16 protein-coding genes are annotated in these 14,733 nt (G+C 71.4%); 3 read left to right on the forward strand and 13 right to left on the reverse strand.

The window, feature by feature from the left end; genetic code table 11:
* Window positions 1–30 precede the first annotated feature (30 nt).
* From BMY74_RS20260 to BMY74_RS20295, 8 genes are all read right to left on the reverse strand, one after another.
* A complete protein-coding gene (locus tag BMY74_RS20260; RefSeq protein ID WP_089918173.1) occupies window positions 31–417 on the reverse strand; it encodes an ATP-binding protein in 387 nt (128 codons plus the stop codon).
* The gene (locus BMY74_RS20265) at window positions 414–1,982 is read right to left on the reverse strand and encodes a SpoIIE family protein phosphatase (RefSeq protein ID WP_089918174.1); all 1,569 of its coding nucleotides are present in this window, start codon (window positions 1,980–1,982) and stop codon (window positions 414–416) included. The genes BMY74_RS20260 and BMY74_RS20265 overlap by 4 nt, the downstream gene beginning before the upstream one ends.
* A complete protein-coding gene (locus tag BMY74_RS20270; RefSeq protein ID WP_089918176.1) occupies window positions 1,979–3,709 on the reverse strand; it encodes an ATP-binding response regulator in 1,731 nt (576 codons plus the stop codon). Before BMY74_RS20270 ends, BMY74_RS20265 begins: the two co-directional genes overlap by 4 nt.
* On the reverse strand, window positions 3,706–4,734 hold the full coding sequence (locus BMY74_RS20275; RefSeq protein WP_089918179.1) for an ATP-binding SpoIIE family protein phosphatase: 1,029 nt from the start codon (window positions 4,732–4,734) through the stop codon (window positions 3,706–3,708). Before BMY74_RS20275 ends, BMY74_RS20270 begins: the two co-directional genes overlap by 4 nt.
* Window positions 4,731–5,144, reverse strand: a complete 414-nt coding sequence (locus tag BMY74_RS20280; protein ID WP_089918180.1) for an anti-sigma regulatory factor — start codon at window positions 5,142–5,144, stop codon at window positions 4,731–4,733. The genes BMY74_RS20275 and BMY74_RS20280 overlap by 4 nt, the downstream gene beginning before the upstream one ends.
* A complete protein-coding gene (locus tag BMY74_RS20285; RefSeq protein ID WP_177229835.1) occupies window positions 5,144–5,512 on the reverse strand; it encodes an STAS domain-containing protein in 369 nt (122 codons plus the stop codon). The genes BMY74_RS20280 and BMY74_RS20285 overlap by 1 nt, the downstream gene beginning before the upstream one ends.
* The gene (locus tag BMY74_RS20290; RefSeq protein ID WP_218159680.1) at window positions 5,512–6,360 is read right to left on the reverse strand and encodes an STAS domain-containing protein; all 849 of its coding nucleotides are present in this window, start codon (window positions 6,358–6,360) and stop codon (window positions 5,512–5,514) included. Before BMY74_RS20290 ends, BMY74_RS20285 begins: the two co-directional genes overlap by 1 nt.
* A 506-nt stretch (window positions 6,361–6,866) precedes the next feature.
* Complete coding sequence (locus BMY74_RS20295; protein WP_089918185.1) at window positions 6,867–7,226, reverse strand: hypothetical protein; 360 nt, start codon at window positions 7,224–7,226, stop codon at window positions 6,867–6,869.
* Window positions 7,227–7,337: 111 nt separating this feature from the next.
* Here BMY74_RS20295 and BMY74_RS20300 point away from each other — a divergent pair, with 111 nt between their 5' ends.
* Both BMY74_RS20300 and BMY74_RS20305 read left to right on the forward strand, forming a co-directional pair.
* Window positions 7,338–9,596 (forward strand): catalase, encoded by a 2,259-nt coding sequence (locus tag BMY74_RS20300; RefSeq protein WP_089918187.1) that lies wholly within the window; start codon window positions 7,338–7,340, stop codon window positions 9,594–9,596.
* Between the two features lie 11 nt (window positions 9,597–9,607).
* Window positions 9,608–9,997 (forward strand): ankyrin repeat domain-containing protein, encoded by a 390-nt coding sequence (locus BMY74_RS20305; RefSeq protein WP_245786254.1) that lies wholly within the window; start codon window positions 9,608–9,610, stop codon window positions 9,995–9,997.
* A 12-nt stretch (window positions 9,998–10,009) separates the two neighbouring features.
* On the opposite strand, the gene BMY74_RS20310 is transcribed toward BMY74_RS20305, so the two are convergent.
* The gene (locus BMY74_RS20310; protein ID WP_089918188.1) at window positions 10,010–11,074 is read right to left on the reverse strand and encodes a glycosyltransferase; all 1,065 of its coding nucleotides are present in this window, start codon (window positions 11,072–11,074) and stop codon (window positions 10,010–10,012) included.
* Between the two features lie 149 nt (window positions 11,075–11,223).
* Complete coding sequence (locus BMY74_RS20315; protein ID WP_089918190.1) at window positions 11,224–11,652, reverse strand: MarR family winged helix-turn-helix transcriptional regulator; 429 nt, start codon at window positions 11,650–11,652, stop codon at window positions 11,224–11,226.
* A gap of 86 nt (window positions 11,653–11,738) precedes the next feature.
* Here BMY74_RS20315 and BMY74_RS20320 point away from each other — a divergent pair, with 86 nt between their 5' ends.
* Entirely contained in the window at window positions 11,739–12,251 is a 513-nt protein-coding gene (locus tag BMY74_RS20320; RefSeq protein ID WP_245786255.1) for a hypothetical protein, read from the forward strand.
* Here BMY74_RS20320 and BMY74_RS20325 read toward each other — a convergent pair.
* The 3 genes from BMY74_RS20325 to BMY74_RS20335 form a co-directional block, all read right to left on the reverse strand.
* Window positions 12,217–12,879, reverse strand: coding sequence for a potassium channel family protein (locus BMY74_RS20325; RefSeq protein ID WP_089918191.1), 663 nt, complete (start codon window positions 12,877–12,879; stop codon window positions 12,217–12,219). The two genes, BMY74_RS20320 and BMY74_RS20325, sit on opposite strands and share 35 nt — an antisense overlap.
* On the reverse strand, window positions 12,869–14,194 hold the full coding sequence (locus BMY74_RS20330) for a TrkH family potassium uptake protein (protein ID WP_245786256.1): 1,326 nt from the start codon (window positions 14,192–14,194) through the stop codon (window positions 12,869–12,871). Before BMY74_RS20330 ends, BMY74_RS20325 begins: the two co-directional genes overlap by 11 nt.
* Before the next feature lie 296 nt (window positions 14,195–14,490).
* On the reverse strand, window positions 14,491–14,721 hold the full coding sequence (locus tag BMY74_RS20335; RefSeq protein WP_089918194.1) for an MbtH family protein: 231 nt from the start codon (window positions 14,719–14,721) through the stop codon (window positions 14,491–14,493).
* Window positions 14,722–14,733: the final 12 nt, after the last annotated feature.

The following is a 14,733-nucleotide window of genomic DNA, read 5'->3' on the forward strand; positions in this document are numbered from 1 at the left end:
GCGGCAGGGAGCTTTAGGCCGCCAGCCGCCTCACCCCGTGCAGTCGACCACCGCGTACACCGTCTTGCCCTCCCCACCGCGCGGCCTGCTGCCCCACTGCCGCGAGATGTTGTCCACCACCACGATGCCGCGGCCGCGGTTCTCGCCCAGGCGGGACCGGCCGTAGACCGGTTCGGTCGCCGACTCGTCGTCCACCTCGACGATCACCGCGCACGGGTTCAGGCCGTGCAGGATCCTCAGGTGGCCGGTGCTCGACGGGGTGTGGTCGAGGACGTTGCTCACCAGCTCGGTCACGACCAGCTGCACGTCGTAGAGGTGGTCCTCCCCCAGCTCGCCCAGCGCCTTCGTGACGTCGCGCCGCAACGACGACATCGACATGCCCGGTCGCACCGGCATGTCGACCACCAGGGCGGTCACGCGAGCCGTCGCAGCAGGAGCAGGGCGATGTCGTCCTGCTTGCCCCGGCCCAGCTCGTCGAGCAGCCGGTCGGCGAGGACGTCCATGTCCTCCGTGTTCGACACGGTGGCGCGCAGCTTCTCCATGCCTTCGTCCAGGTCGACGCCCCGTCGTTCGACGAGGCCGTCGGTCGTCAGCAGCACGGTCGTGCCCGGCGGCAACGGCATCTCGGTGGCTTCCGGCCTGTCGAGGCCGATGCCCAGCAACGGTCCGTGGACCGGGACGTACCGGGCACCCTCGTCGTCCACGACCAGCGGGGGCACGTGGCCCGCGTTCGCGACGGCCATCGTGCCCGCCTCCGGGTCTACCTGCAGCAGGCACATGGTGGTGAGGCCGCCCGTCGGGTGGAAGCGTTCGAGCAGGGTGTCGACCCTGCGCAGGATCTCGGCGGGCCGGTGCCCCTCGACGGCGTAGGCGCGCAGGGTGTGGCGCACCTCGGCCATCACCGTCGCGGCCTCGATCGAGTGGCCGCAGACGTCGCCGATCGCGATGAGCACGTGGCCGTCGAGCTCGATCACGTCGTAGAAGTCTCCGCCGATCTCGGCGTTGCTCGACGCGGGCACGTACCGGGCCGTCATGGGCAGCTCCGGGCGGCTCGGCAACGTCCTCGGCAGCAGGCTGCGCTGCAACGTGAGGGCGAGCGAGTGCTCCTCGGCGAACGTGTGCAGGCCCTCCGCGGCCAGTGCCGTCGCCTGGGCGAGCTGGCGCAGCAGGTTGCGGTCGTCGTCGGTGCGCACGACCCAGGGCGCCACGGCGATGCCGATCGGCGGCCTGCGCGGCTTCGTGCGCGCGAGAACGGCTATGGCGGGTGTCGCCGGGTGCCACGGCACGTCGGCCGCCTCCACCACCACGACGCCGACACCGGGGTTGAGCGCGGTCATCCACTGTTCGACGTCGGCGCTGTCCGGGCGCGACAGGGCCTCGGGCTGCCGGGCGCCGACCGTCGCGACGCGGACGTCGCCGGACGGGGAGGTGAGCACCGCGGTCGCCTGCGTGTCGAGCACGTCCGCCGCCCCGATCGCGGCCGCCTCGACCAACGCGCCGAACGTCGTCGCCGCGTTGATCGCGAACGTGGCCGTGGCGAGGCGGGTCAGCCTGGCGGCCAGGTGCTCGGCGAGCGCGCGGGCGCGGTGGTAGCGCAGCGCCGCCTCGACGTTGGCCAGCAGCTCGCCGGGGTCGACGGGTTCGGTCAGGTACGCGTCGGCACCGCGGGTCAGGCCGGTGACCTTGTCCTCGGGCTCGATGTAGGTCGCCGAGAGCATCACCACGGGGATCGAGCTCGTGCGCGGGTCGGCCTTGATGCGCTCGGTGACGTCGTAGCCGCTCATGTCCGGCAGGTGCACGTCGAGCAGCACGAGGTCGAACGACTCGGACTCGATCGCGACGAGCGCCTCGGCCGCCGTGGTCGCCTCGACCACCGTGTGGCCGCTGCGGCGCAGCCAGCTGCAGGCGATGAACCTGCTGGCCTCCAGGTCGTCCACCACGAGGACCCTCGCCGGTCCACCGCCCATGGCTGTCGGGTTCATCGGAGGTCCGTTCTGCGCGCCGTGAGCTGTGCGTCCCTGATCGCACGGCCCACCGTTTCCGGGGAGATCCGCGCCTCGTGCAGCATGGCCGCGCCAAGGCTGTGCACGGTGCGTGCGAGACCGCCCGGGTCGTCGCCGCACACGATGACCACTGGTACCCCGGCGAGCTCCGGATCAAGCCTCAACGCGGACAACACGGCACTGCCGCTCATCAGCGGAGTGCTCGCGCCCACCAGGAGCAGGTCAGGGCGCCGCTCCTTGACGATGTTCAGGGCGCTGCGGCCGTCCTGCGCCTCGACGACCTCGGTGGCGATGCCCGCCAGCGCGCCGCGCAACTCCTCGCGGCACTTCTCGTCGTCGTCCGCGATCACCGCGCACGCGACCGGCGCGGGCTGGACGAACTCGTCCTCCGCGGTCGGCAGGGTGAGCACGACCTCCGTGCCCTCACCGGGGTTGCTGCTCAGCGTCAGGCTCCCGCCGAGGATCTCGGCGAGCTTGCGGGCATAGGACAGGCCGAGGCCGGTACCGCTCGCGCCGACCTGCAGCGCGTTCGGCACCTGGTAGAACTCCTCGAACACCTTGTCCTGCTCCTCCGCCGGGATCCCGATGCCGGTGTCGGTGACCGCGAACCGGACCTCGTCGGGACCGGGGCCGAGGTCGACGGTGAAGCGGATCTCGCCGTGCTTGGTGAACTTCACCGCGTTGGAGAGCACGTTGCGCAGGATCCGCACGAGCATCGTCTCGTCGGTGACCAGCGGCCGCAGCTCGGGCAGGTCCCCGACCACCAGCTCCACGTCGCCGGAGCGCAGCATCGGCCGCACCGCCGAGCGCAGCTGGGTGATCACGTAGTCGAGCGCGACGGGCGCCATCCGCGGCCGGAGGCTGCCCGACTCGGCCTTCGCGGTGTCGAGGAGCTCGTTGACCAGCGCGAGCAGCGTCGCCGCCGACTCGTTGATCAGGTCGACGTGGTGGCGCTGGTCGTCGGTCATGGGATCGCTGCCGGGACCGCCGAGCAGGCGGGTCAGGCCCACGACGGAGTTGATCGGGGCGCGCAGCTCGTGGCTGATGTTGGACCAGAACCGGATGCGCGCGGCGGCCGCGTCCCTCAGCTCCGCGGACTTGGCGTCGAGCTCCGCGTACAGCGCGACCACACCTTGGTTCGTGGTCTCGAGCTCCTCGGACAGCTCCTGGTAGAGCGCGACGACGCCGCGGTTGGTCTCCTCCAGCTCGTCGTTGAGCCGCTCCAGCTCCTTGCTCTTCGCCTCGAGGTTCTCGAGCGTCTCCAGGAGCTCCTGGTTCTGCGCGCGCAGCTCGTCGAGGGCGGACGTGCCGGTGGAGGTCTCGCGCAGCTCGCCGAGCAGGTCCTGGTCGAGCACGATCCCCTGCGGCACGTTCTTCACCAGCGTCACGCCGGTGCTGGTCATGACCAGGGCGTTCATCAGGCGCCGGGCGGTGTCCCAGCCCGGGCCCGAACCCGACACGACGGCCTGCCAGTTCAGTTCCACCAGCAGGGCGGGGGCCGGCGCGCGCCGCATCCGGAACACCGCGGTCGTGCTCACGTCCTGGCGCACCAGCTCCCGGCCGACGTCGCTCAGCGCCGTCGCCACCCTGACCTGGTCCTGGCCGTCGAGGCCGACCGCCGCCGCGACCTGGCGACCGCGCTGACGGAGCAGGAACACGTCCCGCTCGTCGCTGATCGCCAGCCGCAGCAGCTCGGACGGCGTCATGCCGGTCTGGCCACGAGCACGCAGGCGTCGTCGTTGCGCACTCCCGCCTCCCTCAGCAGCGTGGCGGCGATGAGCACGGGCTCGTCGACGGCCAGGTCGCTGCCGTGGTCGGCGCCCCACCGCTCGGTCAGGCCGTCGGAGTGCATCACCACGACCGCCCGCTCCGGCAGCGGGTAGTCGAACGTGCGGATCGTGCGCGCCTGGTGGCCCGCCACACCCGGCACCGAGATCATGCCCTGCTTGCGGCCGTCGGCGAGGACCGCGGCACCGATGTTGCCGAGGCCGCAGTAGCGGACCTTCCTCGCGACGAGGTCGATGTCAGCCACGGCGACCGCGCCGCCGCGAGTGCCGCGCAACGCCGCGTGCAGGTGCTTGACCATCTGCTCGGGCGGCAGGAAGGGCTGCTCGCGGAACAGGCGCACCGCCGCGTCGGACGCGGAGGCGGCCAGCGGCCCGTGCCCGGAGCCGTCGCACATCATCAGCGTCATCCGGTCCGTGCCGCGGCAGAACGCGTACGCGTCACCGCACACGTCCTCGCCGCCGATCGGCCTGGTCAACCCCGCCGCGCTCTCCACACCCCACTCGGGTGCCCAGTCGGCCCGGGGTGCGAACCGGGCCACCAGCGCGGTCCCCTGGCCGGGACGCGACGTCATCGAGCAACTCGACGACAACCGCGCCACGGCACCGAGCCCGACGCCGAGGGTGCCCGTCGTGGACTGCCCGTCCTGCCAGGCGAGCGCCATGTCGGCGATGCCCGGCCCGCGGTCGATCGCCACGACCTCCACGGCCGCGTCCTGTTCTCCGCGCACGGAACGGATCACGACCACGCCGTGCCGGGCGTGCTTGTGCAGGTTCGTGCCGATCTCGGTGACCGCGAGCCCGATCTCCGCCGTGCGGGCCGCCTCGAAGCCGAGCTTCTCGGCGAGTGCCGTGGCCGTGCGCCGGATCCTGCCGACCTGGGCGGTCTCCTCGACCGGCAGCCAGGCCTCGTCGCGCACCAGCGGAAGGCAGTTCGCGGTGGTCATCTCTTCCACTTGGTCACCGTCACGACCGTGCCGCGCCCGACCTCGGTGTCGAGGTCGAACTGGTCCACCAGGCGGCGGGCGCCGCTCAGGCCGAGCCCGAGGCCGCTGCCGCTGCTCCAGCCGTCGGCGAGGGCCAGGGTGAGGTCCGGGATTCCGGGCCCCTCGTCGTGGAACGACGCCCGCACGCCGGCGCGGCGACCGTCGTTCACCTCTTCGACGCGGGCGAACCCTCCCCCGCCGTAGATCAGCGTGTTGCGGGCGAGCTCACTGGCGGCGGTGACGAGCTTCGTCTGGTCCACGAGCGACAGCTTGGTCTGCTGGGCGTACGCGCGCACGAGCTGGCGCACGCGCACCACGTCGTCGTCTCCACTGATGGGAACCTGTTCCGGCCCCTCGGACCGGGGCGGCATCAGGTGGTCCGTCCGCGACCGAGCTGCCCCAGGATCTTCATACCGCGTTCGAGGTCGAGGGCCGTGCGCACGCCACCGAGCGTGAGACCCAGTTCCACCAGTGTGATCGCCACGGCCGGACGCATGCCGACGACGACCGTGTCCGCGTCGAACAGCCGCGAGATGGACGCGATCGTGGCGAACATCCGCCCGATGAACGAGTCGACGATCTCCACCGCGGAGATGTCGATCACCACGCCGTGGGCGCCGGTCGAGCTGATCTTCTCGGCCAGGTCCTCCTGCAGCGCCAGCACGCTCTGGTCCTGCAGGTCGATCTGGATGGAGACGAGCAGGACGCCGCCGATCTTCAGAATCGGGACGCGCTCCATCAGCGCACCTCGCGCTGCACGACGTCGACACCGTCACGGCGCAGCGCGTACCGCAGCGCGTCGGCGAGCGAGGCCTTGGTCATGATGTCGCCGAACTCGATGCCCAGCGCCACGATGGTCTGCGCGATCTGCGGCCGGATGCCCGAGACGATGCACTCGGCGCCCATCAACCGGGCCGCGACGACGGTCTTCAGCAGGTGCTGCGCGACCTGCGTGTCGACGGCGAACACACCGGTGATGTCGATGATCGCGTGCTCGGACCCGGTCTCCACCAGCATCTCGAGCAGCTTCTCCATCACGACCTGGGTGCGCGCGGAATCCAGCGTGCCGACCAGCGGCACCGCGAGCACGCCCTCCCAGATCTTCACCACAGGGGTCGTGAGCTCCAGCAGCTGCTCGGACTGCTCCCGGATGATCTCCTCGCGGGCCTGCGCGTAGAACTCGAACGTCAGCAGCCCCAGCGCGTCCAGCAGCCCGGAGAACGCCATGAGCTGCCGGAAGATCTGCGGGTCCTCCTCGTTCTCGGTGAGGCCGAAGACCTCCCGCTTGAGCGAGAAGATGCTCGACGCGGTCTCCGACGGCGTGAACCCGGCCCGCACCCTGGCGCGCGAGTACTCGTCCAGGAACGACCGGATCTCACCGAACGCCGGCGAGCCCGTGTCCTTGCCGTCGCTGCCGACGAGCGGCAGCAGCACGTCGTAGAACTCCCGGAAGTCGCTTTCGAGCTCCGCCTTCGTCGCACGTCCGCGCAGCAGGGCCGCGACCGCGTCCACCCACCTGCCGACCAGTGAGTCGGCGTTGGTCCGCAACAGCTCGGTCAGGCGCTGGGCGTGCCCTGCGTCGGTCACTCATGTCTCCTAGGGCGGTCGGAACGGCTGGACGAGCGACGGTACCGACCGCCGCTGTGCAGCAGGATGATGCGCCGACTGCTTGACGTGTGCACCTGCTGGCGTCGAAGCCTACAGGCGAAGATCCGCCGGGATGACGCAGCAGGTCGCCGCGCCGAGCTGCTGTGACACACCGCTCACGACGTGGTTCGGAACGTGGTGGGCGGGCGGCGGTCGGACGCGGGGCGAGAGGGTGGCGGGAGGGGTGGCGAGGTGCCTCGCCGAACGCGGGGCGGGACGGGTGGCGAGGTGCCTCGCCGGACTCGGACCACCGCACCGGCCCTCACCTCACCGCCCCCTACCGCCCACTACCCCACCGCTCCCGGTCCCACCGCACCTACTCCGAACGCGCCTACGCCCACCGCCCTACTCCACCGCTCCCACCCGCTCCACCGCTCCCGGTCCCACCGCACCTACCCCCACCGCGCCTACGCCCAACGACCCACCGTTCCCGGTTCCCACCGCTCCTACTTCCACCGCAGCGACACCGCGCACAACCCCGCCCAGAACAACGCGAACGCCACCACCTTCCTGCGGGCCACCGGATCGGACAGCGTCAGCCCGAACACCAGCGCGTCCGCGGTGTCCGACGCGACCCGCGCCGCCACCGCCGTCCGCAGCGCCGGACCGGGAGGCGCGAACACCATCGCCGTCCCGATCGCCGCGTCACGAGCTCCGATGGCCCCGATCAGGGTGCGCACGGGCCGCGACACGTCACCCGTCGGAGTGGTGAGGCCGCACGGCTTCGCGAGCACCTTCGGGGCGGCGATGATCGTGCCGCTGTACGCGGCGGTGGCCGCGCCCAGCAGGCGGGTCAGCGTGAACATGGGGCCTCCTCAGCCGTTCGGGTCGGTGCCGGAGTACCCCGGGCGACCGACGCATATCCGGTGAAGTCGCGGGTACTGCCTTCTCAGACGTTGACCCCCGAGGAGGACGCAGTGGCAACCCACAAGCCGGGCAAGCTCGTGAAGGCGGCGCTCGAGAAGGCGGTGGACAAGGTCACCGAACTGGTGAACCCGCCGATCCCGGGCGCGCCGAACAGCGAGCCTCCGTCGCTCGAGGAGCCGACGGAACCTCGCGGGCCGCTGCCGCCCAAGCCCGACCAGGACGCGCCGGAGACGGTGTCGCCTACGGGCGCGCCCACCGGTGCCCCGAAGATCGCGAACGCCCAGCAGGGCGAGTTCCTCACCACGTCCGCCGGCGCGCGGCTGTACGACACCGACCACTCGCTGAAGGCCGGCGAACGCGGCCCGACGCTGTTGCAGGACCACCACCTGCGCGAGAAGGTCATGCACTTCGACCACGAGCGCATTCCGGAGCGCGTGGTGCACGCGCGTGGCTATGGCGCGCACGGTGTCTTCGTCGGGTACGGCACGGCGACGAACGTCTGCAAGTCCGCCTTCCTGGGCGACGGCGTGGAGACGCCCGTGTTCGTGCGGTTCTCGACCGTGCTGGGGTCGCGCGGGTCGGCCGACACCGTGCGCGACACCCGCGGGTTCGCGACGAAGTTCTACACCCAGGAGGGCAACTTCGACCTGGTGGGCAACAACATCCCGGTCTTCTTCATCCAGGACGGGATCAAGTTCCCCGACGTCATCCACGCCGGCAAGCCGCATCCGGACCGCGAGATCCCGCAGGCGCAGAGCGCGCACGACACGTTCTGGGACTTCGTCTCCACGCACACCGAGGCGACGCACCACGTCATGTGGAACATGTCCGACCGCGGCATCCCGCGTTCCTACCGCACGATGGAGGGCTTCGGCGTCCACACGTTCCGCCTCGTCAACGCCGAGGGCGAGACGGCACTCGCCAAGTTCCACTGGAAGCCGAAGCTGGGCGTGCACTCCCTGGTGTGGGAGGAGGCGCAGATGATCAACGGCATCGACCCGGACTTCCACCGCCGCGACCTCGCCGACGCGATCGAGTCCGGCGCGTACCCGCAGTGGGAGCTCGGCCTGCAGCTCTTCCCGGACACGCCGAAGCAGACCTTCGAGGGCATCGACCTGCTCGACCCGACGAAGATCGTGCCCGAGGAGCTCGCGCCGGTGCAGCCGGTCGGCATGCTCACGCTCAACCGCAACACGACGAACTTCTTCGCGGAGACCGAGCAGGTCGCGTTCCACCTCGGGAACCTGGTGCCGGGCATCGACGTCACCGACGACCCGCTGTTCCAGGCGCGGCTGTTCTCCTACCTCGACACGCAGCTCACGAGGCTCGCCGGCCCGAACTTCAACCAGATCCCGATCAACCGCCCGCACGTGCCGGTCAACGACATGTTCCGCGACGGGTTCCACCAGCACGCGGTGCACGGGGGCGTGGCGCCCTACCGGCCGAACACGCTCGACGGCGGCAACCCGTTCGTCGCGAAGGCGGAGGACCGGCCGTTCGTCGAGGTGGCGCAGCCGTTGCCGAGGGCGGTGAAGGTCCGGCAGTCGCCCGCGTCGTTCGCGGACCACTTCACGCAGCCGCGGCTGTTCTGGCTGAGCCTCACGCCGGTCGAGAAGGAACACGTCGTGCGCGCGTTCACCTTCGAGCTCGGCAAGTGCTACGAGCAGGCCATCAAGGAACGCCAGCTCGCCGTGCTGGCCAACGTCGACCCGACGCTGTGCGCGGAGGTGGCGAAGGGTCTCGGCCTGCCGGTGCCGAGCACCGCGGCCCGGCCGAGGAAGGTCACGCCGAGCCCCGCCCTGTCCCAGATCGGGCAGACGTGGCCGACCGACGGGCGCATCATCGGCATCGTCGTCGACCCGGCGGACCTCGACGGCGTCCGGACCGTCCGCGAGACGATCCTGGCGGGCGGCATGGTGCCGTTGCTGATCGCGCCGACCGGCGGGCCGATCGGGGACAGCGGTCTGGTCGCCCAGCGCACGTTCCTCACCGCGCGCTCGGTCGAGTTCGACGCGCTGCTGCTCGCGGGCAGCCCACCTCCCGGTCCGGACGCGGTGCCCGCGAGGGACGCGAAGGCCGGTGCGCCCGGTGCCGCCGTCGACCCGCGGGTGGTCCTGATGATCCAGGAGTGCTTCCGGCACGCCAAGGGCATCGGCGCCTGGGGAGCCGGCCGCGCCGCCGTGGAGGCCGCCGGGTGCACGGGTGCGGGCGTGGTGCTGGGCGACGACGCGTCGAAGGTGCTCGCCGAGGCCACCGAGCTGCTCAAGTCGCACCGGGTGTGGGACCGCTTCCCCGCGACGATCGCGTGAGGGGTCCGGCCGTGACGCTGACCGAGCAGGAGCTCGCGTTCCTCCAGTCGATGTTCGACCTCGCGCGCGCCGGTGACACCGACCGGCTCGCCGAGGCGGTCGACGCGGGGATCCCGGTGAACCTCACCAACTCCTCCGGCGACACCCTGCTGATCCTCGCGGCGTACCACTGCCACGAGGACACCGTGGCGGCGTTGCTGGAGCGGGGCGCCGACACGGGGCGCGTCAACGACCGGGGCCAGACGGCGCTCGGGGCGGCGGTCTTCCGCCGCTCCGAGCGGATCGCCGGGATGCTGCTGGACGCGGGCGCGGATCCGGCGCTCGGGCCGAGGTCCGCGCTCGACGTGGCCCGGTACTTCGAGCTGACGCCGATGCTGGAGCTGCTCACCGCGCCGCGGTGACGGCCTGGCCGTTCAGCGTGAGCCGGTTCCCGATCGCGCGGCCTCGGCCGCGCTCGGGAACCGGCCGTACAGCCGGTTCACGCACACGGCGACGTCCTGCCAGGTGTGCCGGGCCTGGACGCGGTCGGCCGCGGCGATCGCGCACGACGTCCTGAGCGTCTCGTCCTCCAGCACCTCCCACAGCGCCCTGGTGAGCCGCTTCGGGTCGCCCGGCGGGACCAGGAGCCCGGTGACGTCGTCGATCACGGCGTCGGTGAGCCCTCCGACAGCGGTCCCGACGACCGGTTTGCCGCACGCCATCGCCTCGAGCACCATCGGGTTCCACGACGTGCGGTGCGGCACGCACGCCACCACGTCCGCCGAACGCAGGAACGCGGGCATGTCCCGCCGCAGCACCGGCCCCAGCAGATGCGTCCGTTCCCGCACGCCGAGCCTGTCCGCCCACCGCGCCAGTCTGTCCATGCGGCCGGGCGCCGTTCCCGCGACCACGAGTTCCGCGCCCCGCAGGCGCGGCAGGGCGGCGATCAGGTCGGCGACACCGTTGTCCGCCGACGACTCCACCGAGGTGACGATCCGGCGGAGCTTCGACCGGGTGCTCACCGGGCCGATCGGCTGGAACAGGTCCGTGTCGACGCCGCGTGCCACCACCTCGATCCGCGAGCGGGGCACCCCGGCGGCCGCCAGGTCGAGCACCTCGTGCTCGGCGTTCGCGACGACGAGCGCGGCCTCCTTGCCCACCAGCCGCTCGACACCGTTGTGCTCGGTGGCGGCGACGCCGTGGAACGACTGCACGACAGGCACTCCCGACCGTTGCGCCGCCAGCACGGCGGCGAGGCCGGACCGCAGGAAGTGCGCGTGCACGAGATCAGGTCTCGTGCGGTCCCACCGCGCCCGCAGGGCGTCGACGAAGGCACCCAGCCGCAGGTCCGCACCGGCGCCTCGCGGCGTCGTCCCCGCCTCTTCCGGGCCGTGCAGGTGCACGTCGTGCCCGAGTCCTCTCAGCGCCTGGGCGAGGCTCGCGGCGTGCGACCCTCCCCAGCCGGGTAAGTCTTCCGCCAACACCATCGCGATCTTCATCGAACCTCTTCCGTCGGGGAGCACAGCGCACCCTCCGTCCGCGGGGTGCGGCTGTGACGGAGGGCTGCGGCTCAACCCGATTCCGACCGTAGCCCAGGCGGGCGACGTCCGCAGTTCGCGTGGAGTCCGGGCGGCCGGTCCGATGTCCGCTACCGCCGCTCGTTCAGGATCCGCGTCTGCTCGCGCAGCACGGCGATCGTGCGCGCCACCCAGTCTCCGATCACCGCCTGCTCGGCGGGCGTGTAGCGGTCCGTCAGCTCGGCCATGGCCTTGGCGAGGCCGGAGAAGGCGTCGCCGAACGCGCCGGGCACCGCGGTGATCACCAGCCGGCGGCGGTCCTGCGGGTCCGGTTCGCGCCGGGCGAGCCCCGCCCGTGCGAGGCGGTCGACCACGCCCGTGACCGCACCGGGGGTCAGGCCGATCTCCTTGGCCAGCTCCCCCGCGGAGACCGATCCGGCGCCCATGATCACGGCGAGCGCGCGCTGGTCCACGGCCGTCACGCCGAGGGTCGCGCCGACGGCCTCGTGGAACGCGACCACGGCGGTGCTGAGCTCGCGTCCGGCATCTCGATCTTCCACGTCGTCACTTTACCTCGCACGACATTTCAGTACACTGAACTAAATTGTTCAGTCGACTGAAGTTATCAGGGGGAACCGTAAGCGAGTTGAAGCTGGCATGGGAAGTGCCGAAGTGGACCTGGCGCTGCTACACCCGGCACCTGCCGCTGGTGGTCGGGCTGTCGTTGATCGCCTCGGTCCAGCGGCTGGTCGTCGTGAACTGGACGGGTGAGATCCCCCCGGCCGTCGCGACGGCGTCCGAGGTCGTGGTGATGGCGGCGCGCGTCCTGCTCGTGGTGCTGGTGTGGCGGATCGCCGTGGCCGGGAGGCGGCTGCGCTCGGGTCGCGACTTCGCGCGGCGGCACTGGCGCAGCCTGGTGTGGCAGGTCGTCTTCCTGAGCGCGGCGTTCGCCGTGTTCGAGGTGCTCGCCGAGCACGTGGTGTCGGCGTTGCTGCCGCCGTCGGCCAGGCAGACCTACCTGGCCGTGCTGCTGTTCGTGAAGAACCCGACGGTCATCGCTCTGACGTTCCTGTGGTGGATCGGCGTGCTCCGCCAGGTGTTCACCGAGGAGGTCGGCGCGGCCGTCACGTCAGGTCCGCCAGCCGTTCCACGTCGGTGACCTTGCCGGCGACGATCAGCACGTCGCCGCGTTCGACCACGGTCTCCGCGGTGGCGTAGTCGAAGCCCTCGCCGGGCCGTTTGACGCCCACGACGGTGACGCCGTACTTGCCGCGCAGCTTGCTCTGGCCGAGCGGCTTGCCGATCGCCTCCCGGGGCGGCCGGGTCTTGATCATCGCGTAGTCGTCCTCGAACTCGATGTAGTCGAGGATCTTGCCGGTGACGACGTGCGCCACGCGTTCGCCCATCTCGTGCTCGGGCAGGACGACGTGGTGCGCGCCGATGCGTTCGAGGATGCGTCCGTGCTCGCGGCTGATCGCCTTGGCCCAGATGTTCGGGATGCCGAAGTCGGCCAGCACGGCCGTGGTCAGGATGCTGGCCTCGAGGTTGGTGCCGATGCCGACGACCGCCCGTTCGAACTCGTCGACCCCGAGCTGGCGCATCACCTCGGCGTCGGTGGTGTCGGCGACGACGGCGTGGGTGAGGTCGTCGGCGTAGCGCTGGACCAGCTTCGGGTCGGAGTCGATCGCCATCACCTCGACGCCCTGGGAGACCAGTTCGAGCGCGAGCGAGCTGCCGAAGCGGCCCAGCCCGAGCACGACGACGCGGGATTCCTGCCTATCCGACAATGGGTCGCTCCTCGGGTAGTTCGTAGCGCCTGCGGCGTTCCCGCAGCGCCAGGGCCGACACCAGGGTGATCGGCCCGACCCTGCCGATGAACATCAGCACGATGATGACCAGTTGCCCGGTGACGGACAGCTGGGCGGTGAGCCCGCTGGACAGTCCGACGCCGCCGAACGCCGCCGTCGTCTCGAACAGCACGTCGTCCAGGCGGAACGAGCTCGTGGCCAGCAGGACGAGCGTCGCGGCCATCACGACGCCGACGCCCAGCAACGCGACCGTGACCGCCTGCCGCTGCACCTCGGCGCTGATCCGGCGCCCCATCACGTGCACGCTCGGCTCGGCCCGGACCTCGGCGTAGAGCACGAACGCGAGCAACGCGAACGTCGTGACCTTGATCCCGCCCGTCGTCCCGGCGCTGCCGCCGCCGATGAACATCAGCACGTCCCCGGCGAGCATCGTGGCGGGCTGCAACTGGGCGACGTCGACGGTGTTGAACCCCGCGCTGCCGTACATGACGCCGTGGAACAGTCCGATGAGGAGCTTGTCCCCCACCCCGTACGGCCCGAGCGTGCCGGCCCGCCCCCACTCGACGACGAGCACCACCAGCGTGCCGAACGCCATCAGCCCCAGGTACACCGGCACGGTGATCTTGGTGTGCAGCGACCACCGCTTCCGGCGCCGCCGCAGGAACTCGAACAGCACCGGGAACCCCAGCCCGCCGGTCACCGCCACCACGACGATCGGCAGGCAGACCCACGGGTCCGTCGCGTACCGCATGAGGCTGTCGGGGTAGAGCGCCAGCCCGACGCTGTTGAAGGCCGAGACGGAGTGGAACACCCCGGAGTACAGCGCCCGCCCGAACGGCTCCCCGTACCCGAGCCAGAACCGCAGCGCCAGCACCACCGCACCGATCGCCTCGACGACCAGGCTGACCGTCACGACCCCCGCCACGACCGCGCGGACCTGCCCGAGGTTCAGCGTGTTCGTCTCGGTCTTCACCGTCAGCTGCATGTGCAGCCCCAGCCGGTGCGAGATCAGCAGCGCCAGCACCGACGCGAGCGTCATGATGCCGAACCCGCCGACCTGCCACAGCACCAGCAGCACGACCTCGCCGAACGCCGACCAGTGCGACCCGGTGTCCACCACCGCGAGCCCCGTGCCGCTGATGCCGGAGGCAGCGGTGAACAGCGCGGCCATGAAGGCGGTGGCCTGCCCGGACTCGGCGGCGACCGGCAGCATCAGCAGCGCGGTGGCGGCCGCGGTGGCCGCCAGGAAGGCGAGTACGACGAGGCGGGCGGGGTGCCGCCACCCGGTGATCACCGCGCCAGCCTAGATCGTCCTGTCCGGACTCGGGGGACGCGGCGGGGCAAACCGGTCGCGGAGCGTCGGGAGGGCGGCGGGCTGTGGTCCGGACCTGCGGCGCGTCGGAGGAGGAGGCGGGCTGTGGTTCCGGCCCGCGGCGTGCCGGTAGGAGCGCAGCAGGCCCGCGGCGCGTCGGCCACAACGGCGAGCGCGCTCCACCGACGCACGCGCTCCACCGACGCACGCAGCCCACCACGCGCGAGCGCGGCCCCACCGGCATCCCGGCGAGGCCGCGCCCCACGTCACCTAACCGGTCACCGACCGGCAGCCTGCCGGTCCAACTGCTCCCGCACACTGCGCGGCCGCATGTCCGTCCAGTGCTCGTTCACGTAGTCGAGGCACGACTGGCGGCTCTCCTCGCCGTGCACCACGGTCCACCCGTCGGGCACGGTGGCGAGCGTCGCCGGCCAGAGGGCGTGCTGGTCCTCGGCGTTCACGACCACGAAGAAGCGGCCGTCCTCATCGTCGAAAGGGCTCGTGCGCATCAGAATTCCTGC

It is taken from the genome of Lentzea albida (assembly GCF_900111005.1).
Lineage (GTDB): Bacteria > Actinomycetota > Actinomycetes > Mycobacteriales > Pseudonocardiaceae > Lentzea > Lentzea albida.

Coding starts and splice junctions, on each gene's coding strand:
- BMY74_RS20335 (WP_089918194.1), bottom strand. CDS start 14,721: ATGCGCACGAGCCCTTTCGACGATGAGGACGGCCGCTTCTTCGTGGTC.
- BMY74_RS20310 (WP_089918188.1), bottom strand. CDS start 11,074: ATGAAGATCGCGATGGTGTTGGCGGAAGACTTACCCGGCTGGGGAGGG.
- BMY74_RS20285 (WP_177229835.1), bottom strand. CDS start 5,512: ATGGAGCGCGTCCCGATTCTGAAGATCGGCGGCGTCCTGCTCGTCTCC.
- BMY74_RS20265 (WP_089918174.1), bottom strand. CDS start 1,982: ATGAACCCGACAGCCATGGGCGGTGGACCGGCGAGGGTCCTCGTGGTG.
- BMY74_RS20295 (WP_089918185.1), bottom strand. CDS start 7,226: ATGTTCACGCTGACCCGCCTGCTGGGCGCGGCCACCGCCGCGTACAGC.
- BMY74_RS20270 (WP_089918176.1), bottom strand. CDS start 3,709: ATGACGCCGTCCGAGCTGCTGCGGCTGGCGATCAGCGACGAGCGGGAC.
- BMY74_RS20275 (WP_089918179.1), bottom strand. CDS start 4,734: ATGACCACCGCGAACTGCCTTCCGCTGGTGCGCGACGAGGCCTGGCTG.
- BMY74_RS20280 (WP_089918180.1), bottom strand. CDS start 5,144: ATGCCGCCCCGGTCCGAGGGGCCGGAACAGGTTCCCATCAGTGGAGAC.